Origin of the sequence: Streptomyces sp. NPDC053431, from assembly GCF_044544925.1 — a bacterium.
In the GTDB taxonomy this organism is placed as follows: Bacteria; Actinomycetota; Actinomycetes; order Streptomycetales; family Streptomycetaceae; genus Streptomyces.
The window spans coordinates 234,168-258,450 of the sequence record NZ_JBITXX010000002.1 but is presented as its reverse complement, the minus strand read 5'-3'; the positions used below and the strand labels follow the sequence as shown (position 1 = coordinate 258,450).

22 protein-coding genes and 1 pseudogene are annotated in these 24,283 nt (G+C 73.5%); 9 read left to right on the top strand and 14 right to left on the bottom strand.

The genetic code is table 11. The features are described from left to right. Positions 1 to 31 precede the first annotated feature (31 nt). Both ACIGXE_RS07075 and ACIGXE_RS07070 read right to left on the bottom strand, forming a co-directional pair. On the bottom strand, positions 32 to 1,012 hold the full coding sequence (locus ACIGXE_RS07075; RefSeq protein WP_399744331.1) for a LysR family transcriptional regulator: 981 nt from the start codon (positions 1,010 to 1,012) through the stop codon (positions 32 to 34). Positions 1,013 to 1,144: 132 nt separating this feature from the next. Further along, on the bottom strand, positions 1,145 to 1,642 hold the full coding sequence (locus ACIGXE_RS07070) for a carboxymuconolactone decarboxylase family protein (RefSeq protein WP_399744329.1): 498 nt from the start codon (positions 1,640 to 1,642) through the stop codon (positions 1,145 to 1,147). Positions 1,643 to 1,742: 100 nt separating this feature from the next. On the opposite strand from ACIGXE_RS07070, the gene ACIGXE_RS07065 reads away from it, so the two are divergent. From ACIGXE_RS07065 to ACIGXE_RS07045, 5 genes are all read left to right on the top strand, one after another. Then, complete coding sequence (locus tag ACIGXE_RS07065) at positions 1,743 to 2,084, top strand: GNAT family N-acetyltransferase (RefSeq protein ID WP_399744328.1); 342 nt, start codon at positions 1,743 to 1,745, stop codon at positions 2,082 to 2,084. A gap of 66 nt (positions 2,085 to 2,150) precedes the next feature. Then, complete coding sequence (locus tag ACIGXE_RS07060) at positions 2,151 to 2,723, top strand: antibiotic biosynthesis monooxygenase (RefSeq protein ID WP_399744326.1); 573 nt, start codon at positions 2,151 to 2,153, stop codon at positions 2,721 to 2,723. Positions 2,724 to 2,851: 128 nt separating this feature from the next. Beyond that, a complete protein-coding gene (puuE, locus tag ACIGXE_RS07055) occupies positions 2,852 to 3,760 on the top strand; it encodes an allantoinase PuuE (protein ID WP_399744324.1) in 909 nt (302 codons plus the stop codon). Between the two features lie 146 nt (positions 3,761 to 3,906). After that, positions 3,907 to 4,695 carry a crotonase/enoyl-CoA hydratase family protein gene (locus ACIGXE_RS07050; RefSeq protein WP_399744322.1) on the top strand — a complete coding sequence of 263 codons (789 nt, stop codon included), beginning with the start codon at positions 3,907 to 3,909 and terminating at the stop codon, positions 4,693 to 4,695. A 60-nt stretch (positions 4,696 to 4,755) separates the two neighbouring features. Next, positions 4,756 to 5,277, top strand: a complete 522-nt coding sequence (locus tag ACIGXE_RS07045; RefSeq protein ID WP_399744320.1) for an SMI1/KNR4 family protein — start codon at positions 4,756 to 4,758, stop codon at positions 5,275 to 5,277. A 60-nt stretch (positions 5,278 to 5,337) separates the two neighbouring features. Here ACIGXE_RS07045 and ACIGXE_RS07040 read toward each other — a convergent pair whose 3' ends face one another. The 4 genes from ACIGXE_RS07040 to ACIGXE_RS07025 all read right to left on the bottom strand — a co-directional run bounded on the left by ACIGXE_RS07040 (position 5,338) and on the right by ACIGXE_RS07025 (position 10,909). Then, complete coding sequence (locus tag ACIGXE_RS07040) at positions 5,338 to 6,993, bottom strand: ADP-ribosyltransferase domain-containing protein (protein WP_399744318.1); 1,656 nt, start codon at positions 6,991 to 6,993, stop codon at positions 5,338 to 5,340. Between the two features lie 70 nt (positions 6,994 to 7,063). Beyond that, the gene (locus ACIGXE_RS07035; RefSeq protein WP_399744316.1) at positions 7,064 to 7,741 is read right to left on the bottom strand and encodes a macro domain-containing protein; all 678 of its coding nucleotides are present in this window, start codon (positions 7,739 to 7,741) and stop codon (positions 7,064 to 7,066) included. A 220-nt stretch (positions 7,742 to 7,961) separates the two neighbouring features. Continuing rightward, entirely contained in the window at positions 7,962 to 9,404 is a 1,443-nt protein-coding gene (locus tag ACIGXE_RS07030) for a lamin tail domain-containing protein (protein ID WP_399744314.1), read from the bottom strand. Positions 9,405 to 9,844: 440 nt separating this feature from the next. After that, complete coding sequence (locus ACIGXE_RS07025; protein ID WP_399744312.1) at positions 9,845 to 10,909, bottom strand: GlxA family transcriptional regulator; 1,065 nt, start codon at positions 10,907 to 10,909, stop codon at positions 9,845 to 9,847. A 134-nt stretch (positions 10,910 to 11,043) separates the two neighbouring features. Between ACIGXE_RS07025 and ACIGXE_RS07020 the strand changes: the two genes are divergently transcribed. Then, positions 11,044 to 11,967 carry an NADP-dependent oxidoreductase gene (locus ACIGXE_RS07020; protein ID WP_399744310.1) on the top strand — a complete coding sequence of 308 codons (924 nt, stop codon included), beginning with the start codon at positions 11,044 to 11,046 and terminating at the stop codon, positions 11,965 to 11,967. Positions 11,968 to 12,123: 156 nt separating this feature from the next. On the opposite strand, the gene ACIGXE_RS07015 is transcribed toward ACIGXE_RS07020, so the two are convergent. Continuing rightward, positions 12,124 to 12,537, bottom strand: coding sequence for a VOC family protein (locus tag ACIGXE_RS07015; RefSeq protein WP_399744308.1), 414 nt, complete (start codon positions 12,535 to 12,537; stop codon positions 12,124 to 12,126). Positions 12,538 to 12,721: 184 nt separating this feature from the next. On the opposite strand from ACIGXE_RS07015, the gene ACIGXE_RS07010 reads away from it, so the two are divergent. Next, positions 12,722 to 13,978 carry a DUF2254 family protein gene (locus ACIGXE_RS07010; protein ID WP_399744306.1) on the top strand — a complete coding sequence of 419 codons (1,257 nt, stop codon included), beginning with the start codon at positions 12,722 to 12,724 and terminating at the stop codon, positions 13,976 to 13,978. Positions 13,979 to 14,082: 104 nt separating this feature from the next. Here ACIGXE_RS07010 and ACIGXE_RS07005 read toward each other — a convergent pair whose 3' ends face one another. Beyond that, the gene (locus ACIGXE_RS07005; protein WP_399744304.1) at positions 14,083 to 15,288 is read right to left on the bottom strand and encodes an aromatic amino acid transaminase; all 1,206 of its coding nucleotides are present in this window, start codon (positions 15,286 to 15,288) and stop codon (positions 14,083 to 14,085) included. Beyond that, positions 15,281 to 16,156, bottom strand: coding sequence for a DMT family transporter (locus tag ACIGXE_RS07000; RefSeq protein ID WP_399744302.1), 876 nt, complete (start codon positions 16,154 to 16,156; stop codon positions 15,281 to 15,283). Before ACIGXE_RS07000 ends, ACIGXE_RS07005 begins: the two co-directional genes overlap by 8 nt. Positions 16,157 to 16,507: 351 nt before the next feature. Here ACIGXE_RS07000 and ACIGXE_RS06995 point away from each other — a divergent pair, with 351 nt between their 5' ends. Further along, the gene (locus ACIGXE_RS06995; RefSeq protein WP_399744300.1) at positions 16,508 to 17,005 is read left to right on the top strand and encodes an Lrp/AsnC family transcriptional regulator; all 498 of its coding nucleotides are present in this window, start codon (positions 16,508 to 16,510) and stop codon (positions 17,003 to 17,005) included. 159 nt (positions 17,006 to 17,164) lie between these two features. Here the strand turns inward: ACIGXE_RS06995 and ACIGXE_RS06990 are convergent, their stop codons facing one another. Further along, positions 17,165 to 18,610, bottom strand: a complete 1,446-nt coding sequence (locus ACIGXE_RS06990; protein WP_399744298.1) for a uracil-xanthine permease family protein — start codon at positions 18,608 to 18,610, stop codon at positions 17,165 to 17,167. Beyond that, positions 18,607 to 19,731: an aryl-sulfate sulfotransferase gene (locus ACIGXE_RS06985; RefSeq protein ID WP_399744296.1), complete on the bottom strand. Its 1,125-nt coding sequence runs from the start codon at positions 19,729 to 19,731 to the stop codon at positions 18,607 to 18,609. Before ACIGXE_RS06985 ends, ACIGXE_RS06990 begins: the two co-directional genes overlap by 4 nt. Positions 19,732 to 19,920: 189 nt before the next feature. Here ACIGXE_RS06985 and ACIGXE_RS06980 point away from each other — a divergent pair, with 189 nt between their 5' ends. Beyond that, a complete protein-coding gene (locus tag ACIGXE_RS06980) occupies positions 19,921 to 20,475 on the top strand; it encodes a helix-turn-helix domain-containing protein (RefSeq protein ID WP_399744294.1) in 555 nt (184 codons plus the stop codon). 145 nt (positions 20,476 to 20,620) lie between these two features. Here ACIGXE_RS06980 and ACIGXE_RS06975 read toward each other — a convergent pair. From ACIGXE_RS06975 to ACIGXE_RS06965, 3 genes and pseudogenes are all read right to left on the bottom strand, one after another. Continuing rightward, positions 20,621 to 21,540: pseudogene (locus tag ACIGXE_RS06975) on the bottom strand (LLM class F420-dependent oxidoreductase). A 310-nt stretch (positions 21,541 to 21,850) separates the two neighbouring features. Further along, positions 21,851 to 23,704, bottom strand: a complete 1,854-nt coding sequence (locus tag ACIGXE_RS06970) for a glycoside hydrolase family 5 protein (RefSeq protein ID WP_399745146.1) — start codon at positions 23,702 to 23,704, stop codon at positions 21,851 to 21,853. Positions 23,705 to 23,905: 201 nt separating this feature from the next. After that, entirely contained in the window at positions 23,906 to 24,088 is a 183-nt protein-coding gene (locus ACIGXE_RS06965) for a hypothetical protein (protein ID WP_399744292.1), read from the bottom strand. Positions 24,089 to 24,283 lie beyond the last annotated feature (195 nt).

The window sequence follows — 24,283 nt, the reverse complement described above, 5'->3', positions numbered from 1 at the left end:
TTATAGGGGTGGCTGACCGCGGCCGGGGCGGTCAGCCGTCCGCGCCGAGCGCGAACTCCTCGCCACCGCCCTCCCACCAGTCCAGATACCGCGGCCGCTGCCGCACCAGCGACAGATACGCGGCCAGCAGACGCTCCCCCGCCGCGTCGGCGAGCTCGGCCGGAACCGACTCCGTGTTCCAGGCCAGTTGCAGCCGCCGGTGGAACGGCACGTCCACGAGCGGCCGCTGCACGGTGCCCTGGGCGGGGACGTCGGCGGTCGGCCACACCCCGCAGACGGCCCGGCGGCCGGCGACCAGCAGGCGCGCCACGGACAGGTCCGAGGTCACGTGCGCGATGCGCGGCGTGAATCCCGCCGCCTGGCAGGTGAGGTGCAGATACGCGTGCACCCCGCTCTCGTCGGCCTCCGGCATGACCCACTCCTCGCCGCTCAGCTCGGACAGGGCGATCGTCTTCTGGCGGGCCAGCGGGTGGTCCTCGGCGAGCAGGACGAAGACCGGTTCGCGCAGGAGCGTGCGCGTCGCCACCGATTCGCCGACGGGAAGGGGAAAGCCCGGGAACTCGCCGAACACCGCGATGTCGCATTTCGACTGGCTCAGGGCTTTCATCAGGGTGTGCACCGAGCGTCGGGCGTCGATGGTCAGCCGGCGTTCCGGGACGAGTTCGAAGAGCGCGGATATCAGCAGGGACACCAGGGGTCCGGCCGTTCCGCCCGCCCGCAGCGGTGCCGCGGTCCCCCGGTCCGCCTCGGCCGCCGACCGCGCGTGCTCGCGCAGCCGGTCGAATCCGACGACCAGGTCCCGGGCGCAGCGGAGGACGTATTGTCCGTTCTCGTTCGGTTTCACCCCGTCGGGGCTGCGGATGAAGAGGGGACCGCCCAGCTCCTGCTCGATCCGCTTCAGTTGGGCGCTGGTCGCCGGCTGCGAGAGCTGCAGCCGCGCGGCGGCCTTGCGGATGCTGCCGGCCTCGGCGACGGTGAGCAGGACACGGAGGTGCCGGAACTCGAGGTGCATGAACTATCCCCGCTCAGGGCGGAGGGCCGCTCGCACCCCCCGTGACCAGCAGTACCAGTTGCCCGAGGGCATGGTGACCAAGAGTCCGACGGACGCGTCGGGGCAGCAACCACGGGAGGGCAAAATCTGCGCTCACCGAGCGGGAGCCTCCCGTACCGGGTGCTTGCTCAGGATCGAGACCCGGTTGAAGGCGTTGATGGTGACGGCCACCCAGATCACGGCGGAGATCTCCGCGTCGTCGAACACCTCGCGGGCCTCTCCGTACGCCCGTTCCTGGGCGAGCGCGTCGGCGGGGTGCGTGGTCGCCTCGGCGAGGGCGAGGGCCGCGCGCTCGCGGGCGGTGAAGAGCTCGGTGTCGCGCCAGGCCGCCAGCACGCCCAGGCGCCGGGTGGTCTCGCCGGCCCGCAGCGCGGCGCGGGTGTGCACGTCGAGGCAGAACGCGCAGCCGTTGAGCTGGGACACGCGGAGGTTGACCAGCTCGACGAGGCGCCGGTCGACGCCGGCCTCGGCGGCCGTCGCGCGCACGGCGTCGGCGGTGCCCACCAGCGCCTGATAGGCCGCCGGGCTCTGCTTGTCGAGGTAGATCCGCCCGCCCGCCGGGACGGTCGTCACCTGTACCGTCTCGCTCACCCTGCACTCCTTCACCTGTTGTCGGGGGGCCTATGATCATCCATAATTGTTGAACACGCAACTACATGACCCGACCCTGCCCCGCCCCGAAAGGACCACCATGAGCGAGCAGTCCGCCACCCCCGTCGTCCGTCGCGTCGACGCCCGCCACCGTTACGAGATCCTCGTCGACGAACAGCGCGCCGGCCTGACCGCGTACCGCGACCGCGACGACCGGCGGGTCTTCTTCCACACCGAGGTCGACGACGCCTACGCCGGCCAGGGGCTCGCCTCGATCCTCGTCGAGCAGGCCCTTACCGACGTCCGCGCCTCCGGCATGCGCATTGTCCCGGTTTGCCCGTACGTGGCCAAGTTCCTGAAGAAGCACGAGGAGTTCGCCGACATCACCGACCCCGTGACCCCCGAGGTCCTGGAGTGGCTCGACGCCCAGCTGGGGCGCTGACGCCCGGCCCGCGGCGGGCGACGCGTACAGTGTGGGCGGGCGCGGTGAGATCACGAGGAGTCTGAGTTGACTGCCGTCAGCCTTGAACACACCACCGTCCCCGCCGACACGGGCGAGGTGACCCTGCTGATAGCCCGCCGGGTCGAGCCCGGCCACGAAGCCGCCTTCGAGCGCTGGGCGAAGGGGATCCTCGAGAGCGCCGCCGCCTTCCCCGGCCACCTGGGATACGGACTCTTCCGCTCCTCAGGAGGCGACGCCCCCTGGTTCCTCGTCCACCGGTTCCGGGACAGCGAGGCGTGCCGGGCCTGGCAGGAGTCGCCCGAGCGCGCGGCCTGGTTCGCCGACTGCGACGGGCACCACCACACCGAGATCGCCCGGCGCACGCTGACCGGCATGGAGACCTGGTTCGCCAAGCCGGGCTCGACCCGGCCCGCTCCGCCCCGGTGGAAGATGGCGATCAGCGCGACCCTGGCGATCTACCCCATCTCCGTGCTCGGCAGCCTCTTCCTGGTGCCCCACCTGACCGCCCTCCCCGTCCTCCTCAGCAGCGCGGTCGTCGCCTGCGTCTTCAACGTGCTCATGACGTACGTGTCGATGCCGGCCGTCAGCAGGCTCCTGCGCGGCTGGCTCACCCCGTGACGGCGACGAGACCGCCTTGAGCCGTTCGGGCGCGAGCGCGGGCCCACCGCCCCCGCCGGCACCGGCACCCGAGCGGCCGGCGGTGGTGCCTCGTTCGGGAGGGGGGTGATCGGCGGTAGGGTGCGGCCGTGTCCGAGCAGCAGCGCGACCTCGTCGGCTACGGCGCCGAGCCGCCGCGGGCCGGCTGGCCCGGCGGGGCCCGGGTGGCCGTCAGCCTCGTCCTCAACTACGAGGAGGGCGGCGAGCACAACGTCCTTGACGGTGACGCTGCCTCGGAGGGCTTTCTGCACGAGGTCGTCGGAGCGCCGCCGGTGGTCGGCGGGCGTGACCTGAACGTGGAGTCGATGTTCGCGTACGGCTCGCGGGCCGGGTTCTGGCGCGTCCACCGCACGCTCGGGGCGCACGGCGCGCCCCTCACCGTGCACGCCGTCGGGCAGGCCCTCGAGCGCAATCCGGACGCTGCGCGCGCGATGGGCGCGGCCGGGTGGGAGGTGGCCGGGCACGGGTGGCGCTGGATCGACTACCGCGAGGTGCCCGAGGACGTCGAGCGTGCCGACATCGCCCGTACGACCGCGACGATCGAACGGCTCGTGGGGCGCCGGCCGGTCGGCTGGTACACCGGCCGGACGAGCGCCGCCACCCGGCGGCTCGTCGTCGAGGAGGGCGGATTCCTGTACGACTCCGACGACTACTCGGACGATCTGCCGTTCTACGTCGAGGCGGCCGGACGGCCGCATCTCGTGCTGCCGTACAGCCTCGACGTGAACGACTTCAAGTTCCTGCTCGTCCACGGGTTCACGACCGCGGACGACATGCTCGCGTACCTCGTGGACACCTTCGACACCCTGCACGCGGAGGGCGCCGAACGCCCCCGCATGATGAGCGTCGGCCTGCACGGCCGGATCATCGGCCGGCCCGGTCGCATCCGCGCGCTCGACGGCTTCCTGCGGTACGCCGCCCAGCGCGGCGGGGCGTGGTTCGCGACGCGGGAGCGGATCGCCCGGCACTGGCTGGCCACCCACCCGCCGCGCGGCTGAGCCCGCGGCGCTCCGGACGGGCGATACGGCTGCGGGGCTCGGCGGCCGGGGTCCCACGGACGGGATACGGGTGCGGGGCGTCGGCGACCGGGGTCCCCATGGACGCGAAGCTGGTCCGCTGATCGCCGTCCCGCCAGAATGCGCCCATGACCGATGACTCAGCGACACCCGCCGTCCGCGTCGAACGTGCCGGGCCGGTGACGACCGTCGTACTGTCCCGGCCCGCCGCCCGCAACGCCGTGGACGGACCGACGGCACGCCGACTGGCAGACGCGTTCCGGGCGTTCGAGGCCGATCCGGACGCCTCCGTCGCCGTGCTGTGGGGCGAGGGCGGGACGTTCTGCGCGGGCGCCGACCTCAAGGCGATCGGGACCGAGCGGGGCAACCGGGTGGCCCCGGACGGCGACGGGCCGATGGGGCCGACCCGGCTGCGGCTCACCAAACCGGTCATCGCGGCCGTCGCCGGGCACGCGGTGGCCGGCGGGCTCGAGCTGGCCCTGTGGTGCGACCTCCGCGTGGTCGAGGAGGACGCGGTCTTCGGGGTGTTCTGCCGGCGCTGGGGGGTGCCGCTGATCGACGGCGGCACGGTGCGGCTGCCGCGGCTGATCGGTGAGAGCCGCGCCATGGATCTCGTCCTCACCGGCCGGGCCGTACCGGCAGACGAGGCGTACGCGATGGGGCTCGCCAACCGCCTCGTCCCGCCGGGCCGGGCCCGCGCCGCGGCCGAGGAGCTCGCCCGGGAGATCGCGGCCTTCCCGCAGCTGTGTCTGCGTCACGACCGGCTGTCCGTACGGGAGCAGCACGGGCTGCCCGAGCCCGAGGCCCTGGCGGCGGAGCTGCGCCACGGAATGGTGCCGCTGTCGGCGGGCGAGACCCTCTCGGGCGCCGCGCGCTTCACCGCGGGCGAGGGAAGGCACGGATCGTTCGGCGACTGAGCGGCGCCCCTGGATGGGATGCTGGCGGCAGAGGTCTGACGTGCGGGAAGGGACACAGGCGTGGCAACGCTTTCGGAGATACGGGTCCTGCTGGGCGAACCCCGGTTCAACTGGTCGGATCCGGCACCCTGGATCCATCTGGAACAGGAACTCGGCATCGAATTCCCCGCGGACTTCAGGGAGATCGTCGACGCCTACGGTTCGGTCGTGATCAACGACCAGTTGTATCTGAAGCATCCCGCCCGCCATCTCCTGCATGATCTGGGGACGATGATCAGGGGGGATCTCGAGCTCTGGCGCGAGGAGGACATGGCGGAGTTCCTGCCGAGCCCGGCGGGGGCGAACCCCGGCGACGTGATGCCGGTGGCGACTGCCACGACGGGTGAGGCGATCTTCCTCCGGGTCCCCGACGGCCCCTCCTCGCCCTGGCGGGTCGTGGTCCAGGAGATGGACAGTCCGGCGTGGACCCGCTACGAGATGACGTTCGGCGAGTGGTTGCTGGCGTATCTCAAGGGGAGGGACGTGACGTTGTGCGTGCGCGACCGCGCGCCTGACGGCCCGTCGTACGCGTTCCTGCCGTGAGAGGACATGCGGTGGTGTCCCCGGTCCGGGCGACCGGGGACACCCCCGCCCCGTGCGTGATCAGGAGACGAGCGGGGCGTCCACCTCGGTCAGCTTGACCGTGCACAGGCCGCCCCGCTCGGCCGTCACGTCCGTGACCTCCAACTGGGTGCCCGGCGCGAGGATGTACTCCTCCTCACCGGTGAAGGCGGAGAAGCTGCGGATGCCCACGGCGCGTGCGGGGGTCACCTCGAACAGCGTCCGCTTGCCGCGGCTGCCGAGGAACGCCCGGGCCACGCTCAGCTCGGAGGTGCACGAGGAGACACCCCACCAGGTCACGGTCCGTCCCACGGGGTACTGCCGGCGCAGGTCCAGTCCCACACCGCGCCACAGCGGCCGCTTCTGGGCCGGAAGCCCCGAGACCGCGGAGAACAGCAGGCGCAGGTACGGCAGATAGGGGACCACGCGGCTGCGGTCGGCGGAGCGCAGCACGGCGTTGATGTTCCGGTAGAAGCCCGACTCGCAGGTGTAGAGGAAGAGCGCGGCGATGGCGTCGGCCGACAGCCCTCCCCCGGCCTGCTCGTCCGCCCTCCGCTTGCCGAACTCCCGCGAGCGGTCGATGTGCCGGCCGAGCCCGGACAGCACCGCGCCGACCGGGGCGACGGCTTCCTCGAAGGGCATCAGCGGGGTGTCGAACACGCCGGTGACCGGCGGCAGGACGTGCCCCTCGTCCCGGACGCTGGTGAGCCGCTCCAGGTACAGCTGGTGCAGCTCCATGGTCGAGGCGATGAAGGCGCCCATGCGCGCGGCGACCTCGGCGTCCGCGCCTCCCGTACCCGCGCCCGCCCCGGTGCCTCCGCCGGTACCGGCCGCCGGCGCGTTCCAGCCCTTGCTCGGCAGCCAGTCGATCGCGTCGGCACCGAGCGACAGCAGGGCGTCGTTCACCGTGGCGAAGTGGTCGCCCTCGCAGAAGAGGTCGCCCTGGGCCGCCGGGTTGGCGTGGTCGATGTGCCGGACCCGTACGCCGGGGTACTTCTTCTGCAGGCGCAGGACGGTGCTCTTCAGGCTGCGGGCGTGGGCGCCCCACCAGGCGAAGACGACCCCGCGGTCCTCCTCGTCCTCCGCCTGCTCCTTGGCCCGGAGGATCTCCTCGACGATCCGCTCGGCCACCGGCCGCCAGAACCCGGTGTGCTGGTCGGTCGCCATGGCGCCGTCGGCGCTGGCGGTCAGGGAGGCGTTGAGCAGCAGGACGCCCTGGGTGAGCATCGCCTGGAACCATTCGGGCGGCTGGACCGTGTCCCGTTCCTTCAGGAGGGCGCGGACCTCGCCGACGGGCGTCTTCTTGGCGATGCCGTACTTCCACATCGCCGCCGCCTTGATGAGGCAGCGGATGCTGACGACCCGCCCGAACTGGCTGTCCTTCCAGTCGTTGAAGGTGTTGTCGAACATCGCGATGCCGGTGGCGCTCTCCGGCCGCGGATAGGGGTTCTGGCCGAAGGCCACCACCTTCCACTTGTGCGGCGGGTTGGGCTTGAGCGCCTGGAAGGTCAGCTCCCGTACGGGGACGACCTGGGGGCTGCGGGCGGGGCCGATGAACTCGGCGGCGTCCGGCCGTGCCTCGATGACGGGCTTCAGGACCGACAGCCAGGGCTCCCCGCCGCCCGTGAACAGCTCGGTCAGACCGAGCGGGTCGTTCGGGTCGGGCTGCGGCGTGGTGGTCGTGGTGGCATCCGTCATGGCGGAGGGACTCCCGGTCGTCGTACCTGAGGGGTGGAGGGGGCCGGCGGCGGGCGCGGCGGGCCCGGGGTCAGCGGCGAAAGGAATGCCCTTTCGGCGGCATGATCCGCACCCTCGTGGTGGCCGGGGCCTGGTCGATGCCGGCGAGCTGGGCGGTGATGGTGGCGCGCAGCTCGTCGTCGTCCTCGAACCAGTGGTCGTGGAAGAGCGTGTAGCCCGTCCACATCAGATTCGCGCAGACCCGGGCCGGCACGCGGCCGGTCCGCGCCCCCATCCCGACCAGCGCCACCGAGCGGATGCTGCCCGGCGCCAGCCGGTTCTGCCGGTGCACGGCCTGGAAGGCCGCCGCGCAGGCCATGGCCACGTTCAGCGTCTCGCTCACGTTCTGCGAGGAGCCCACCATCGTCGGCGTCGAGATGAGGAAGCGCGGGACCGTCGCCCCCGACGGGACGCACACGGCGCTGCCGACCGGCAGGCTCCCGGCGAACCGGTCCCGGATCGCCCGCTGCACCCGCAGCTGGATGCCCGCGCCGAGATGCCGCTTGATCACGGCGTCTACACCGCCGTCCATCCGGCCGGCCGCGTTCGTCGGCGTGACCCACGCGTCCACGTTCTCGTCGAGGATCGAGTCCCGGCGGATCTCGATCCCCGGCGTGTCGGCGAACGCCGCCCGCCACGCCGCCACCACGTCCTCGTTGACGTCCGTCAGAACCACCCTGAGCGTCGTCTCCACGCAGCCCTCAGCCATCACAGCCCCCTGTCAGGAACAGCCTCTTCCAACACCTCCGACGCTAGTGGGCACCACTGACAACGCCGCCGCGGCGAGAGGCCGGTGACTTGCCCTCACCTCGTTCGGCTCACGCGGGGGCGGTCCCCTCCCGGACCACGCGAGGGCGCCCGACACCGGCCGTGGCCGGTTCGGGCGCCCCCGGTGCCGCGCGTCGCGGCCTCGCCGCGACTCCCCGGGCTCAGCAGGTGACGGTGCCCCTGCGGATCGCGTGCCCGTCGGTGTCGCCGTCGTCGGCCCAGTAGACGGGCTTGGTGCCGCCGACGCACTCGTCGGCCGCGGCGAGGGTGAAGCCCTCGTTGTTCAGGTCGGGCATGCCGGCCGGGCGGTCGTGGACTGCGGCCAGGGTGAAGCGGCCCTCGGAGCCGATCGTCATGGTCCGGTGCTGACCGGAGCAGGTGTCGTCGCAGACCAGCCACAGGCGCGCGGCCTGATGCTCCCACTGGAGCTCCATCACCCCGGACATGCCGCTGACGATCGTGGCGATCCGGGTGGCGGCGCCGCCGTCCTCGAGCACGTAGCCGTGGACCGCTCCGGTGCCCTCGACACCGACGAAGAAGACGCCTCCGGTGTGCGCGCCGAAGCGGCCGGGGTCGTAGGCCGCGCCGGTCGACTCGTCCCTGAAGCCCGCGCCGGTGAGGGCGGCGTCGGGAATCCACGTGAGGGCCTCGAATCCGGCGTTGGAGCCCACGGCCGGCAGCCCGGCGGTCAGGTTCCACTCCTTAGCGGCGGTCAGGGTGGTGCCGGTGCCGCTGGTGACGTCGTAGCGGAGGACGGACAGGCGGCTGGTGCCGGAGGCGTCGCCGTTGCGCTCGCTCGCGACATAGGCGCCGCCCGCGGCGCCCGCGCCGGTCAGGGTGACCGCCTCGCTGTCGGGCGCGCCGGTGCCGCCGGGGAAACGCAGGGTCTTGCCGGAGGTCCAGCCGTTCGTGGTGTCCGGGCGCCAGCCGCCGGAGCCGTCCCGGACCAGCCGCCACAGCCTGCCGGAGTTCTGGGCGCCCCACAGCACGGGGCCCTCCTGGTACAGGCCGCTGAGGTCCGGGCCGAAGACGTCGGAGCCGTCGGCGGTCGTCACCGTGCTGCCGCCGGGCCAGGGCTGCGGGACCGTACCGCCTCCGGATCCGCACCGGTTCGGCGCGCCGAGCGTCAGGGACGCCTGGCCGAAGGCGCCGGTGCCGTCGGGGCACCGCGACCAGGACGGGGCGGAGTGGCTGGTCCAGCTGAAGCTGTCGACGAGGGTGCTGCCGCCGGGCAGGTAGAGGCGGGCCTTGTCGCCGGAGCCGAGTCCGAACGAGGCGGAGACGTCGAACGCGCGGACGGCCCCGGCGGCGAGCGTCGTGCCGGACGGCACGGTGAACCTGGAGCTGTTGTTGTCGTCCCTGAGGATCCAGCCGGAGATGTCCACGGCGGCGGTGCCCTTGTTGTACAGCTCGATCGAGTCGTTGACGCCGCCGGTCGTCACCACCTCGTTGATGCGGATGTCGTCCGCCGGGGCCGCGTGGGCCACGGGCGCGAGCACCGCCGCGAGGGCGGCCGTCGTGGAGCCGGCGACGGTGAGGCGGAGCAGGGCGCGGCGGAGCAGGGCGAGGCGACGACGGCCGCGGGGAGCGCGTACGTGGGGCACGGTGTCCGTCCAGGGTGGTGGGGGCTGGGCGAGACGAGGGTCCCGGCCGATGCCGAACGGCGGTCGGCATCGGTCCGTTTGCCGTGTGAACGCATGTCGAACGGCAGGCCGACGAGCCGGCCTTCGAAGGCGTGGACCCGGCCGCCGCCGCGTTTCGGACAGGTCCGGCGGCCGGGCCGGCGACGCCCGCCGGGCGGGAGCGCTGTCGCTGCTCCCGCCCGGCGGACGGGCGCCGCCTACGCGACCGGCTGCTGCTGGGTGACGCGGCCGTGGCCGGGACGTCCCCGGACCCGGCCCCGGACCCGGCCCCGGCTCGCGTGGTCGCCGACAAGGGCCACTCGGCCCGCAAGCTCCGGGCCTACCTGCGGCGACGCGGGATCGCCTGCACGATCCCGGAGCGGATCGACCGGATCGACGGGCTCATCCGCCACGGTGAGACGCTAGCCGGGGTCGGCGGGGTTGAACGCGCGGCGGTAGGCGGCCGGTGAGATGCCGAAGGCCGTCTTCATGTGCGCGCGCAGGGAGTTGCCGGAGCCGAGGCCCGCGCGGTGCGCGACCAGGTCGATGGAGAGGTCGGTGGTCTCCAGCAACTGCTTCGCCAGTTCCAGGCGTTGGGCGGTGAGCCACTGGCCCGGGGTCATGCCGACCTCGTCGCGGAAGCGGCGGGTGAAGGACCGCAGGCTCATCCGGGCGTGCTCGGCGAGCTTCCCCAGGGGCAGCGGCTCGCCGAGGTGCTCCAGGGCCCAGGCGCGGGTGGCGGTGGTGCTGGCGAGGGTGGGCTCGGGGACCGGACGGTCGATGAACTGGGCCTGCCCGCCGTCGCGCCACGGCGGTACGACGCACATGCGGGCGGCCCGGTTGGCGGCCGCGGCCCCGTGGTCGCGGCGGATCATGTGCAGGCAGAGGTCGACGCCGGCGGCCACCCCCGCGGAGGTGAGGACGTCGCCGTCGTCGACGAAGAGCACGTCCTCGTCGATCCTGACCTTCGGATAGGCGCGGCGGAACTCCGGCGCCAGGTTCCAGTGGGTGGTGGCCGGCCGCCCGTCGAGCAGCCCGGCGGCGGCCAGGATGTACGACCCCGAGCAGATCGACACCAGGCGGGCGCCGGGGCGGATCCCGGCGATCGCGGCATCGACCTCGGGCGGCAGCGGGCCGCCTTCGGCGAGCTCGGGCATGGCGTGCGTGGGCGGCAGGATGACGGTGTCGGCGAGGGCGAGTGCCTCCGGGCCGGCCGCCGGCTGCACGACGAAACCGGCGTCGCTGAGGACGGGCCCGCCGTCGGCGGTGCAGACGACGACCTCGTACAGGGGGCGGCCCTCGGCGTCCTCGACGCTGCCGAAGACCCTGGACGGGATGCCGAGCTCGAAGGGCGGCACTCCTGGCAGGGCGAGCACCGCGACCCGATGCCGGGAGTACGGCTCGCGTGGCGCGCGGAGGCCGCCCCCTGCCTGCTCGCTGTCCGGCCCCGGGGCCCGCGTCGCATCCATGGCCTGTATCGCGTCCATGGCCAGATCCTGTCACATCATGGCCAAACGGCCAACACCATCAGGGGCCCGGGTGCCGGATCGTCTTCCGTGTCGCCGCCGGAAGGACTCCGGCGGACGGAACACCGATCGAGAAGGAACGAGGCGGAGAGAACATGCGCGCGGTGGTCGTGGAGCAGTGGGGCGGACCCGAGCAGCTGGTCGAGCGCGAGGTGGAGCGGCCGGTGGCGGGCCTGAACGAGGTCCTGGTGCGGGTGCGCGCGGCCGGGGTGAACCCGGTGGACTGGAAGACCCGGGCCAGCGGCGCGCTCGTCGAGTGGGGCGACGTGCCGGTCGTCGGCTGGGACGTCTCCGGCACGGTCGAGGCGGTGGGCCCCGGTGTCGGCGTGTTCCGTCCCGGTGACGAGGTCTTCGGCATGCCGCTGTTCCCGCGCCAGGCGGGCGGCTACGCCGAGTACGTGGTGGCCCCGGCCCGGCACCTGGCCCGCAAGCCGGCGTCCCTGACGCACGTGGAGGCGGCGGCCCTGCCGCTCGCCGCGCTCACCGCCTGGCAGGCCTTGGTCGACGCGGCGGACGTACGCCCCGGTGAGCGGGTGCTGGTGCACGCGGCGGCCGGCGGGGTCGGCCACTTCGCCGTGCAGATCGCGAAGGCCCGCGGGGCGTACGTCATCGGCACCGCCAGCGCCGCCAAGCACGACCTGGTGCGGGAGCTGGGCGCGGACGAGGTGATCGACTACCGCGCGGAGCGGTTCGAGGAGGTCGTCTCCGACGTCGACGTCGTGCTCGACGGGCTCGGCGGCGAGACGGGCGAGCGCTCCCTGAAGGTGCTCCGGGCGGGCGGCCGGCTGGTCACGCTGCCGGGGCCGGACGACGTCCCCGCGGCGCACGACGAGGTGCGGGCCCTGTGGGTGCTGGTCGAGCCCGACCACCTGGGCCTGCGCGAGATCGCCGCGCTCGTGGACCGGGGCTCGCTGCGGCCGGTGGTCGACACAGTGCTGCCCCTCGCCGAGGCGGCGAAGGCGCACGAGATCGGCGAGCGGGGCCGCACCACCGGCAAGATCGTCCTCACCGTGGCCTGATCCGCCGGCCACTCCCGCCCCGGGCCGGAACGCGGCCCGGGGCGCGCGGCGCCTCGGCGGCGTCCGGCGGCCCAGGTGCGAGCGCCTTCCCGTCGAGGGCGAAGGGCGCCGGGCCGCCGGTGGCCAGGAGAACGCCGCCGTCGACGCCGGACCGGATCAGCCCTGCTCGGTGATGTTCACCATCCACGTGATGCCGAACTTGTCGACGCACATGCCGAACACATCGCCCCACATCTGCTTTTCGAGGGGGACCGCGACGGTGCCGCTCCGGGACAGCTTCTCCCAGTAGCCGCGCAGTTCGTCCGCGTCGTCGCCGCTCAGGCTCACCGAGAAGTTGGTCCCGGGCCTGTGCTCCATGCCGGGCGGGTTGTCCGCGCCCATGAGCGTGTAGCCGCTGGGGGTCTCGAGCATGCCGTGCATGACCTTGTCCTCGTAACCGGGCGGCGTCTCCGAGCCGAAGTCGCCGTAGCCGCTCAGGTTCAGCGTTCCGCCCAGGACGCTCTGGTAGAACTCCATCGCCTGCCGGGCGTCGCCGGAGAAGCTGATGTAGGGGTTGAGGCGAGACGCCACGGGGTGCTCCCTTCGGGGTGACGGACGGTACGGGCCGCAGCCTACGGGCGGTATGGGCGAAATCAGACGATCCGAGGTATTCGGTCACTCGTCCGGCTGGTCGTCAGCATGTCGCCTTGCCTCGTGCCCCGCACGGCCCGAGCGTGTCCTCGCCGCGCCCGTGCACCTGATCGGAGACCCGCTCTTGGACGCCCCGCCGACGATGACGCTCGGTCCGGCCCGGTCGACCGGGCGCGTGGTGCGGCCGCGGCGCGCGCTGCGCGCGGGGGCCGCGCAGATCGTGGCGGGGGCGGTGGGGTTCGCGCTGGGCGTGCTCCTGCCCCGGCTCGGCGACGGGTACCAGGTGGCCGCGGTCCGGGCCGTCGACGTGCTGAAGGTCGTCGGCGTGGGGGTGCTCAGCGTCGGCACGCTGATCTTCTCGCTGCTGTTCCTGGTCGTGCAGTGGGCGGCGGGCAACTTCAGCCACCGCCTCCTGCTGTTCCGGTCCGATCCGCTGGTGTGGCGGGTCTTCGCCCTGGTGGTCGGCATCCTGGTCTTCTCGGTCACGGCGACGCTGGCGACCGGTTCCCGCCGCACGGTCTCCGTGGCCGTGCCGGCGGCGGCCCTCGTGCTGACCGGGGCGGCACTGGTCCTGGTCCGGCGGCTGCTGTTGACCGCCCTGCGCTCCATCCAGCTCGCGCACGTCCTCACCGATCTGCGCCGGCGGGGCCGGAACGTCCTGCTGGCCGTCTATCCGTCGACGGACGCCGTCGACGGCCGCGCCCCGGACACCGGCGAGAACCGCCGCCTGCCCGACGTGACGTCGACCGTGGTGTGGCCCGACGACACGGTGCTCGTGGCGCAGGTGGATCTGCTGCGCTTGGTGCGGGCGGCGGCGCGGGCGGACGCGGTGGTGGTCCTGAAGGTGCCGGTGGGGCGGCCCCTCTACCGCGGCGACGTGCTGGCCGAGGTACGCGGTGGCCGTGCCCCGGTGCCCGCCGGCGAGGTGCTGGGGGCGGTGGTCGGCGAGCCGGAGCGCACCTTCCACCAGGATCCGACGCTCGCCTTCCGGCTGCTGTCCGACATCGGGCTGCGCGCCCTCTCCCCCGCGGTCCACGACCCGGCGACCGCCGTCCAGGTCCTCGACGCCCTCGAGGACCTGCTCCGGCTCGTCGCGCCGGCGGACCTGGGCGACGTGTCGGTCACCGACCGGGACGGCGCCGTCCGGGTGGTCATGCGCCTGCCCGCCTGGGAGGAGTTCGTCCGGGTCGGGCTCGACGACCTGTGCCGCGCGGCCACGGACGCTCCGATGGTGCTCTCACGGGCCGGGGAGCTGTTGCGCCGGGTGGGGGAGGCGGCCGAGCCACGGCGGCGGCCCGGCCTGGACCAGCGACTGGCCTGGGTGGAGCGGGAGTTGGCGGACCGGCATCCCGCGTTCCTGCGCGGGCCCGTGGACAGCTGAGGGCCCGCGCGCCTCCGCGTTCCTCGAACCCCCCACGGCGGTCCGGTGTCGCCCCGCCCCCGCCCGCCCCGCGGGCTACCCGGCCGCTTGCCCCGCCCGACGCCTCAGACGGCCCCCGCGCCGCTCGGCGTCCGCAGGGCGTCCGCGATGCCCTGGGCCAGGAACGGGATCCGGTGGGCGGAGACGCCCGCGATGTTGATGCGGCCGGCCGTCGTCCCGTAGATGCCGGACCGGCGACGCATCCGGAGCATCGCGTCGGGACCGAGCGGCAGCATGGAGAACATGCCCTTCTGCCGGGCGAGGGCCCTCGCCTGCTCCTCGTGGCCGAGGGCGCCCAGGTGGGCGACGAGGTCCGCCCGGTTGGCGGTGATCCGATGGCGCATCACGTCGAGCTCGGCGCGCCAGGCGGCCCGCAGCCGCTCGTCCTGCAGGACGGTGGCGACGACGGCGGCGCCGTGGTCCGGCGGCATCGAGTAGAGGGTGCGCGCGGCGTTCTGGAGGGCGGTCTCGACGTGCCGGAGGGCCCGGGTCGAGGAGCCGAGGACGATGGCGCAGCCGGTGCGGTCGCTGTAGAGCCCGAAGTTCTTGGAGCAGCTGACGGCGATCAGCACCTCGGGGAGCCGTTCGGCGAGCATCCGGGTGGGGCGCAGGTCGGCGTCCAGGCCGTCGCCGAGGCCGTGGTAGGCCAGGTCGACGAAGGGGACCCAGCCGTTGCCCGCGGCGAGCGCGGCCAGCGCTTCCCAGGTCTCGAAGGAGGGGTCCGCGCCGGTGGGGTTGTGGCAGCAGCCCTGCAGCAGGACGACGTCACCGGGCCCGGCCGCGCGGAGGTCGTCCAGGAGGGCCGTGCCGTCCGACGGCCCGTTCGGGTCGAGCCACCGGTACGTGCGGACGGTGAGGCCCGCGCCTTCGAGGATGGGGCGGTGGTTGACGTAGGCGGGGTCGCTGATCCACACCGTGGTGCCGGGGCGCGTCTGCCGTACGAGATCGGCGAGGAGGCGCAGGGCGCCGGTGCCGGCCACGGTCTGGACGGCCGTCGCCCGCGTGGTGAGGGCCTCGGTGCCGAGGACGGTGGTGAGCATGGCGCGGTTGAAGGCGGTGTTGCCGGACAGGCCGAGGTACTCCTTGGAGCCGGCGCGTTCCGCCAGGCGTATCTCGGCCTCCTTGACCGCCGCCATCACGGGGGTGACCCCGGTGGGGTCGCGGTAGACGCCGAGGACGAGGTTGAGGCGCTCCGGGCGCGGGTCGGCGGCGTACTCGGCGGTGAGGTCCCACAGCGGGTCGGCGGGCGGGGCGGGCAGCAGCTCAAGCATCGGCGGGCACCTTGCTTCGGGAACGTCGGTTGGCGAGCGCGACGCCGAGGGTGATGAGGGGGACCCCGACGACGACGGGCAGGGTCGGCGACTCGTCGAGGAGGGGCATGGCGAGCAGGACGACGGCGACCGGACTGAGGCTGCCGACGACGGAGCTGCGCTCCGGGCCGAGCCGCCGGATGGCGAACGCGTACAGCAGTCCCGCGCACAGGCCGACGCCCAGGCCCTGGACGACGAGGAAGAGCGCGATGTCGCCTCCGGCCGCGTGGGCGAGGCCGGTGGGCAGGACACCGGTCAGGGCCAGCAGCGCGATGACCACGAAGGAGGGCAGGCAGAGCAGTCCGATGGACCCGACGGGGTCGAGGTCCACTTCTCGCAGGCCCACGGTGTAGAGGGCCCAGAGGCCGCTGGCGACGAGCAGGGTGCCGGTGCCGAGCAGGACGTCCGCGTCGAGGGCGGCGGTGTAGCGCCACACCAGGGCCACGACGCCGGCCACGATGAGGGCGAGGCCCACCGCCTGGGTGCCGCGCGGCGCGCTCTTGCCGCCCGCGACCACGAGGGCGGAGACGAACAGCGGGACCATGCCGGGCACGATCGCCCCGACGAACGCGGCCGACGTCAGCGAGCCGCCGTACATGGCGGCGAGGAAGAACGGCACCCCGGCGCCGCAGATGATCTTCGCCGCGGGGCCGAACCGGACCGCGGCCAGTGGGCGCCTGCGGCGCCACAGCGCGGGGGCCAGGACCACCAGAGGCACGCCGAAGCGCAGCAGCGCGGCGTCGGCCGGCAGCAGCGTGGAAGCGCTCAGGGCGCGGGCGCTGAGCGCGAAGGCGGCCCAGACGGTCACCGTGAGGACCAGCGCGACCATGCCCACGGCCTGCGGCGAGAGCCCCCGCAGCAGACCGCCCCCGGGCCCGCGGAGGGGACCGCCGCGAGCTCCGCGGGACGGCCCGGTAGCGGGCAGGGGGTCCGAGTCGTGTTCGGTCGTGGGCGGTGTGGGCGTGACCGGTGTCCCCACCGTTCGCACCCCCGCCGATCGCGTTGCGGCCACCGCCCCAGTCCTCCGCTCAAAGCCGTCTCGAAGCCATGGGGCGGAACCGACCTGCGGTATTGCCCCAGGAAGCAACGCTAGAGCTTTGGGTGGGGCAGATGATTGCCACTTCTGCCCTCCCGGCATAGCCTGGGGGCAGAATCTGCCAAGAACTGCCGGGGAGAGCCGATGGACGCCGTGGATTTCCAGATCATCCACGAGTTGCAGGCCGACGGCCGCCTGTCGAACCAGGACCTCGCCGACCGGATCAGGCTGTCCCCGTCGCCCTGTCTGCGCCGGGTGCGCCGCCTGGAGGAGTCGGGCCTGATCGGCGGGTACACGGCCACGGTCGACCAGGTCGCCTTCGGCCTCCCGATCACCGTCTTCGTACGGATCCGCCTGGAGCGCCACACGGCCGAGGCGGTCAACGTGTTCGAGCAGCACGTCGGGCTCATCGACCACATCCAGGACTGCTATCTGATGGCCGGCAGCAGCGACTACCTGCTCAGGGTCGTCATCGAGAGCCTGGAGGCCTACGAGGCCCTCGTCCGCACCCGGATCCACGCCATCCCGGGCATCGCGTCGATCGAGTCCAGCTTCGCCTTCGGCAGCGTGAAGCAGTCCAGGGTCTACCCCCGGCCGGGCGTCCCGTCCCGTTCCCGGGCAGGGGGCACTCCGGCGAGTTGACGCCGGGCCCGCCCCGGCGGTTCATCCCACCGCGACCCAGGTGTGGACGGTCCCCGCCGACGGCTCCGGCACGCCCCGCCTGCTGGTGCCGGGGGCCGATCCCCCGCCGTCCTGCCGGCAGCCGGATGAGGCGGCCGCCGGGGGCCCGGCCGGGCGGTCTCACTCCTCCGCGAGCCGCCCGGGACCCGACCGCACGGGATCCGCCCGCACGGAACCCGACTGACCGGGACCCGACTGACCGGAATCCGGCCGACCGGGACCCGACTGCCCGGGACCCGACTGCCCGAGGGCCGAGCGTCCGCCACCCGACCGCCCGAGGAGCGCGGTGAGGAGGACCGCCGTCAGGGTGCCGGCGACGACGCCGCTTCCCAGGATCGTGCGGGCCCACGCGGGGAATCCCGCGTACAGGTCAGGCGTGAGCAGCGGCAGCAGTCCCGCGGTGAGCGCGAGTGCGGCCGTCAGGTTTCCGGTCCCCGTGCCGGACAGGTCGGCCCGGCGGAGCATCTCGACGCCCATGACGGCGATGACGGCGTAGACGACGAGGGCCGAGCCGCCCACGACGGCTTCGGGCAGACCGGCCAGCGCCCGGGACACCGGAGTGGCCAGGCCGAGGGCGACCAGGAGCACTCCCGCGCCGGCGGTCACGAAGCGGCTGCGGACCCCGGTGAGCCGGCCGATGCCGATGTTCTCGGCGCTGGTGACCATGAGGGACGTGCCGAACAGTGCGCCGGCCAGGGAGACGAGCGCGTCGGCGCGGGCGACGCGCGGCACGTCCCGCCCGGGGACGGGGGTCCGGCCGGCGGTCTCGCTGTTGAGCACGGTCTGGCCGGTGATCTCGGCGAGGGTCGTGAGACTGAACACGAGCAGCGGAAGGGCCGCCGCCAGGTCGAACCGAGGTGACCCGAAGGGCAGGAGGGCGGGCAGCGCGAAGCCGCTGCCGGCCACCGGCGTGAAGGAGCCGAGACCGGTGGTCACCGCGATGACGGTTCCCGCGGCCATCCCGAGGAGGACGGAGGTCTGCCGCCAGACCCCGCGCAGCAGCACGTACGCGGCGACCGTGACCGCGACCGTCAGCGCGGCGAGGAGCACCGCGCGCGGCTCGCCGGTGCCGTCCGGTCCCGTGACGAGCCGGGCGGCGACCCGGATCATCGCGATCCCGATGAGCAGCACGGTCACGCCCATGACGAGGGGCGGGAAGAAGCGCACGACCCGGGCGTAGAGCGGCAACACGGCCAACAGGAGCGCCGCCGCGAGGAGGACGGCGCCGACCGCGGTCGGCGCCCCGTGCTGCTGGGCGATCTGGAGGAACAGCGCGGTCGCGGCGCCGCCGGGCAGCATCACGAACGGCAGGCGGCCGCCGATCCGCCACACGCCGAGGGACTGGAGCAGGGCGCCGGCGCCGCACAGCAGCAGGACGGCGCTGAGCAGCGAGGCGGTCGCGCCGGGCGGCATCCTGAGGGTGCCGGCGACGAGGAAGACGGTGGAGACCGGGGCGGCGAGCATCGCCAGCACGTGCTGGGCGGCCAGCGGCGCCAGACGGCGCAGCGGCACCGGCGCGTCGACGGCGTCGTCGTCGAGGTCGGGGCCGGTCGGCGTGGGCGTCATGCCGTCACCTCCAGCCACGGGATGTCGGCGGCGGCGTAGCGGTAGGCGCGGAAGACGGCGTTGGGCTGGGACGGGAAGAGGCCGCGGACCTCGCTCTCGGCGTAGCCGGCGAAGTACGGGACGACGTACTCCCAGCACAGGTAGCCGTCCTTCGTCACTTCGAAGAGCCGCCCGGACGGGGAGTCCGTCACAAGCGTGTTGCCGTTCGGAAGGCGCTGCGCGGAGCCCATGAACGGCGCGAAGAAGAACTCGCGGGCCGGGTCGTGGTACTCCCACACGAGCTCCCCGGAGGGCCGGTCGATCTCGATGACGCGGGAGTACGGGACGTCGCAGCCGGGGCGGAAGACGCCGTTGTCGAAGACCAGCAGGCGCCCGTCGTCCAGTTCGGTGGGCGCGTGCTGCTGGCTGACGGTGCCCGGGTCGCTGCGCCAGAGGATCTCGCCGGTGTCGCGGCTGATGACGACGACGGCCGAGACGCTCCGCAGGCTGGCCAGGATGTTGCCGTCCCGCAGGGGCGTGACGCTGTTGATCAGCGGCCAGTGCTCGCGGGCGTACGCCTCGTGGAGGGGGAAGGAGGCGCGGTCGAGGTGCTCGGCGGCCCGCCAGGACCACAGGAGTTCGCCGTCCGGGCCCACCTCGCGGATGGTGTCGGCCCAGACGACGCCGTCCGCGGCCTCGGAGCCGGGCACGCCGCCCCGTACCGCCGCGGCCTCGGCGCCGGTCAGGGCTTCGAGGGCGGTGTAGAGGATGCGGCCGTCGTCGAGGTGGTGGGCGTCGTGGTGCTGGAGGGGATCGCGGTGCTCCCGGAGCACGGTCCCGTCGGGGGCGGCGTGGAGCATGACGCCGCCGCGGTACTTGTGCCACATCGGGAAGAGGGCCTCCTCCCCCGGCAGGACGCCGTTGTAGGCCAGGGTGCCGTCGGCGAGCAGCCGTGCGTGCCGGCCGGGGCGGTAAGGGAGGTTCCACCGGTGGGCGGTGCGGCCCTGGAGGTCGACGAGGTAGACCTCCCCGGTGCCGGTGAGCGGGGCGTAGAGGGTGTAGCCGTCGTACGCGGCCGTCTCGTCGACGGCGATCAGGCCGGTGGGGCGACGGCGGCGTGAATTCTGGTCGATCGGGGGCATGTCGGAACTCCTCGCTTCAAACTTTCTTTGATGAGAGCAAGCGACTTTGACGTTAGGGCCGTTGTGTGACGGGCGTGTGTCGGGAGTACGAAACCGGCTCCGACTTGCCGCCGTGGGCCGCGTAAGGTGCCGTCAGGCGCCGCCGACCAGTAAGAACGGCGCCGTGGGGCGGGAAGGACGGAACGATCCATGGACACCGCGAACACCCCGCGGGTGGGCGCCGCCGTACGCCGCCGACGCCGGGCGCTCGATCTGACGCTCGCCGAGATGGCCGGACGCAGCGGGCTCTCCGCACCCTTCCTCAGCCAGATCGAGAACGACCGGGCGCGCCCCAGCATGCGTTCGCTGCAGCGGATCGCGGACGCCCTCGGCACCACGGCGGTCCAGCTGCTCGCGGCCTCGGACGAGTCCCGCACGGTCGACGTGGTCCGCGCGGACGACGACAGCGGCCTCGACCGGGAGGCCCGGGTCCGGCCGGTGGTGCGCGGTCGCCATCAGCTGCACGCGCTGGAGTTCGTCGGCGAGCACGAGGCGGACCGCGAGTTCCGGCACCGTAACGACGAGTTGATGTACGTGGCGGAAGGCTCGGTGGAGGTGGAGGCCGAAGGCCGGATCCACCGGCTGGGACGGGGGGACACCCTGCTGCTGTCCGGTGGTGTCCGGCACCGCTGGCGCACCACCGGACCCGGCGCGCGGGTGCTGGTGGTCGCGATCGGCGACCACGTGGAGGTGCTGGAGTCCTGAGGCGGAGAGGCGGCGCGAGCCGCACCGCCGGACCGCGGCGGCGTCGCCGGACCCCGGCGGCGTCGCCGGACCCCGGCCGCGCCGCCGGGGTCCTGGGCGCGTCGCCGGGGTCCTGGGCGCGTCGCCGGGGTCCCGGGCGGGGCCGTCAGCCCCGCGACAGTTCGCCGAGCAGCTTCCAGGTGCGGCGCCGGTCGTCCTCGCCGCTCAGGTCCGTCGCGGTGAACACCACCTCGGTCGCTCCCGCGTCGCGGTAACGCCGTACCTCGGCGGCGACGGTCTCCTCGTCGCCGAGGACGGCCAGGTCGGCGGCCCCGTCGACGCCGGAGAGCTCGATGACGCGCCGGTAGGAGGGAATGCGCTCGTAGAGCGCGAGCGCCTCGGCCGCCTGCCGCCGCACGCCGTCGGCGTCGGACGTGACCACGCCGGGCACGAGGGCCACGACGCGCGGCGCGGGCCGGCCCACCGCCTCCGCGGCGGCGGTCACGGCCGGGACGATGTGCTCGGCGAGGGCCCGCGGCCCGGCCAGGAACGGCAGGATGCCGTCGGCCAGTTCACCGCTGACGCGCAGCGCCTGCGGCCCCATGGCGGCGACCAGCACGGGCACCGGGGGTCGCGCGCCCGGGACCGCCGCCGAGTACGGCGTCGTGGCGGTCAGCAGCTCTCCGTGGAAGTCGGCTTCGCCCGTTTCGAGGAGGGGCCGCAGGGCGGTGAGGAACTCCCTGAGCAGACCGATCGGCCGCCGGTACCGAAGCCGGTCTCGGTGAGGTGCGGGGTGCCGAGGGCGAGCCCGAGGTGGTAGCGGCCTCCGGTGGCGGCCTGGGCCGTCTGGGCCTGGCTGGAGACGAGCAGCGGATGGCGCCCGAAGATCGGGATCGCGGCGGTCCCCACGTGCAGGCCCGGCACCTCGCGTCCGACGATCGCCGCCAGCGAGGGCGAGTCGTACGCGAAGGACTGTCCGAACCACGCGGAGTGCAGGCCGGCGTCCCGCGCCTCGTGGGCGAGCCGGACGGTCGTGTCGACGGGGAGCTGTCGGGAGGTCGAGCTGAGCGTTACTCCGAGAGTCATGTACGCCGCAACCGGCGGCTCCGGTGCCGGCATTCCTGAGCCGTGTGAACAGCGTGTGGCGTCAACGGCCCTTGCCGAGCGGCACGCTGGCAAGCGCGGTGCTCCGCCCGGCCGGCCGCGGCCCGGTCGTCCCCGGCCGGGGCCCGCGCGCGGACACTGACGGGGCGGGTGCCGGGGCTCGTGGGCGGCGAACAGGGCGCCGACCGCGGCCACCGGCCCGCCCCCGCCCCACGACGGTACGGGCGGGCGCGGTGGACGGACCCCCGGTCGGCTCTCCCTGCTCGGGCCGCTGCGGCGGAACGGGTCGCCGTCAGGTCAGGGGGCGGCAGAGCAGCGCGTCCGGAACGCCGTGGTGGAGCCATTTCCAGGTGTAGGCGACGCCGGCGAGGTACTCGTCGTCGGCGCACTGGCCCTTGTAGGAGCCGGGTGCCCAGTCACTGGCGTTCGACCCTCCGGTGGCGGGCCGGTTGTCGCCGTGGTCGAACCAGAGCACGCGGCCGGAGGCGGGCGGTGAGGCCGCCGCGGGGGCGCAGAGGAGGGCGGACATCGCGTTGCCGTTCACGCTGTAGCCGACGGCGAAGGTCCGGTCGGGGCACTGGAGCTTGTTGTATCCGCTCGCCCAGTCACCCCCGGTGACGTACCGCTCGTCGGTGACGACGGTCCAGGCCCCGGTGCCCTTCGCCGGCCCGCCCGCGTCCGTGCACAGGCCGCGGCTGTCGCCCCGGCCGAGGCCGACCAGGCGCTGGGTGTCGGGGCAGTTGCCCTTGCGGTTGCCGGGCGACCAGTCCGGCCTGGCGAGCATGGTGGCGGACACGTCGTAGTCGGCGTAGTCCAGGTTCAGCATGTTCCAGCGGGGCGTCGGCGCGACCGGTCCGCTCCTGCCGGGCGCGTCGACGAGCTTGTTCCAGTCGGTCGCGCGCCAGTCGCCGGCGTCCATGACGCCGAGCCGCGTACCGTCCGTGGCGTAGTTGACCATGGCCCAGTTGTCCTGCGGCGTACCGTTCCCGTCCGTCCAGCCGACCAGCGGCCAGATGGCGAAGTCGGTGTCGTTGCGCACGAGGATGTCGGTGAAGTGGGTGAACCAGGCGCGTTCCGCGGCGTCGACGTCCCCCCGGCCGGCGGCGCCGAACTCGCTGATCCACACGGGCGCGGTGAAGTGCTGGCCGGACCGGGTGACGAACAGGGCCTGGTCGTCGACGACCTGGGCGAGCTGCTCGGGGGTGAACTCCTCGTAGCGCGGGTCGTGGGTCTCGCCGGTGCCGGTGGCGCCGGTGTGGTTCGGGCCGGTGTAGCCGTAGAAGTGGGCCGAGTAGACGAGTTTGTCGGAGCGGATCAGGGTGTTGGAGAGGGTGGCGACGGGGGTGAGCGTGGGGCGGCCGTGGCTGGTCACGTCGGTCGGTATGCCCTGCCAGTTGATGCCCTCCATGATGACCAGCAGGTCGGGGTCGGCCTCCAGGATCCTGTTGCCGGCCGCTTCCAGGGCCTTGTTGAGGTCGTGCTCGTTGCCCCAGCCCCAGTTGGGGTCGTTCCAGGTGTCGCGGCGGACCTCGTTGCGCAGGTCGGCACCGACGACCCGCTTGTCGTCCTGGTAGCGCTTGGCCAGGAACACCCAGTCGTCGATCCACGCCTGCGTCGACTGGCCGCTGTTCCAGCGCTCGTTGCCGTCCAGACCGCAGCAGAAGCGGTAACTGGTGGTGTGGTTGTTGAGGATGACGGCGAAGCCGTCCGCGGTCAGGGCCGCGACGACGGCGTCGAAGACCTGGAGCGGGGTCCTGCCCTTGAGCTGCGGGTTGGCGGCGACCGCCGCGTCCGGGACGACGCTCGTGTCGTGGATCAGCGCGTTGGCGAAGGGCAGCCGGACGCTGTTCAGGCCCATGGCGTGGAAGTCGGCCAGGATCTGGGCGACCGGCTTGCGGTCCAGCCCGAGCGGGATGTTGTGCGCGTCCTGCCGCGCCTGGTGGTTCGCCACGTCGCCGACGTCGCCACTGCCCTGCCAGGTGCCCTGGGCGCCGGCCCAGTTGCCCGACTTGAGCTTGAACCGGTCGCCGTCGGCGTCGACGACGTACCGGCCACGGGTGGACAGGGGGGCGGTCCACGAGGCGGCGAGTTCGGCACCCGTGAGGACCCGGGGCGGCGGCGCCGTGTCCGCCGCGGCGGCGGGCATGGGGCCGAGGGCGGTGAGGAGCAGCGCGCAGGTCGCGGCGAGCGCCGCGGTCGCGCGTCGGAGCAGGGTGATACGGGGTGTCACAGGGGCTCCTTGCGGATGAGGGACGGGCACCTGCCGTGCGGGTGTTCGCGTGGCTCACTCGGAGGGTGGCTGCGGGCGGTCGGCCGGGTAGGTGGCGGTCAGCCGGGTAGGTGGCGGTCAGCCGACGCCGATCGTGGCGGCGTCGACGAGCGGGCGGGCCGCCTTGGTGACGACCGTCGAGGAGACTCTCGTGCGCCGGACCGGCTCCACCCGGCTGAGCGGTCCTTCCGCGAGGAGCGGCGCGAGGACCGCGGTCTCGGCGGGCGCGCTGACCAGAGGGCGGGAGGGGGGTCGGGACACGGGGGCAAAGTAGAGCAGACGAACAACTTCTTCCAGTACCGATTCGAAGTCCGATCGCCCAAGCCCCTCTGGTTTCAGCCCTTTCCCGTCGCATGCAACCGCGTGCGGGGGCCCGGGCGTCGCCGCCCGGACCCCCGCACGTCCAGTCCTTCCGGCAGTCCTTCCGTCAGTCCTTCCGTCAGTTCTTCCGCCGTC

Bases quoted from the DNA above. Each gene is read 5' to 3' on its own strand.
- ACIGXE_RS07040 (WP_399744318.1), bottom strand. From the start codon at position 6,993: ATGACGGATGCCACCACGACCACCACGCCGCAGCCCGACCCGAACGAC.
- ACIGXE_RS07035 (WP_399744316.1), bottom strand. From the start codon at position 7,741: ATGGCTGAGGGCTGCGTGGAGACGACGCTCAGGGTGGTTCTGACGGAC.
- ACIGXE_RS07005 (WP_399744304.1), bottom strand. From the start codon at position 15,288: ATGCTTGAGCTGCTGCCCGCCCCGCCCGCCGACCCGCTGTGGGACCTC.
- ACIGXE_RS07065 (WP_399744328.1), top strand. From the start codon at position 1,743: ATGAGCGAGCAGTCCGCCACCCCCGTCGTCCGTCGCGTCGACGCCCGC.
- ACIGXE_RS07050 (WP_399744322.1), top strand. From the start codon at position 3,907: ATGACCGATGACTCAGCGACACCCGCCGTCCGCGTCGAACGTGCCGGG.
- ACIGXE_RS07025 (WP_399744312.1), bottom strand. From the start codon at position 10,909: ATGGACGCGATACAGGCCATGGATGCGACGCGGGCCCCGGGGCCGGAC.
- ACIGXE_RS06995 (WP_399744300.1), top strand. From the start codon at position 16,508: ATGGACGCCGTGGATTTCCAGATCATCCACGAGTTGCAGGCCGACGGC.
- ACIGXE_RS07075 (WP_399744331.1), bottom strand. From the start codon at position 1,012: ATGCACCTCGAGTTCCGGCACCTCCGTGTCCTGCTCACCGTCGCCGAG.
- ACIGXE_RS07020 (WP_399744310.1), top strand. From the start codon at position 11,044: ATGCGCGCGGTGGTCGTGGAGCAGTGGGGCGGACCCGAGCAGCTGGTC.
- ACIGXE_RS06970 (WP_399745146.1), bottom strand. From the start codon at position 23,704: ATGCCCGCCGCCGCGGCGGACACGGCGCCGCCGCCCCGGGTCCTCACG.
- ACIGXE_RS06985 (WP_399744296.1), bottom strand. From the start codon at position 19,731: ATGCCCCCGATCGACCAGAATTCACGCCGCCGTCGCCCCACCGGCCTG.
- ACIGXE_RS06990 (WP_399744298.1), bottom strand. From the start codon at position 18,610: ATGACGCCCACGCCGACCGGCCCCGACCTCGACGACGACGCCGTCGAC.
- ACIGXE_RS07000 (WP_399744302.1), bottom strand. From the start codon at position 16,156: ATGGTCGCGCTGGTCCTCACGGTGACCGTCTGGGCCGCCTTCGCGCTC.
- ACIGXE_RS06980 (WP_399744294.1), top strand. From the start codon at position 19,921: ATGGACACCGCGAACACCCCGCGGGTGGGCGCCGCCGTACGCCGCCGA.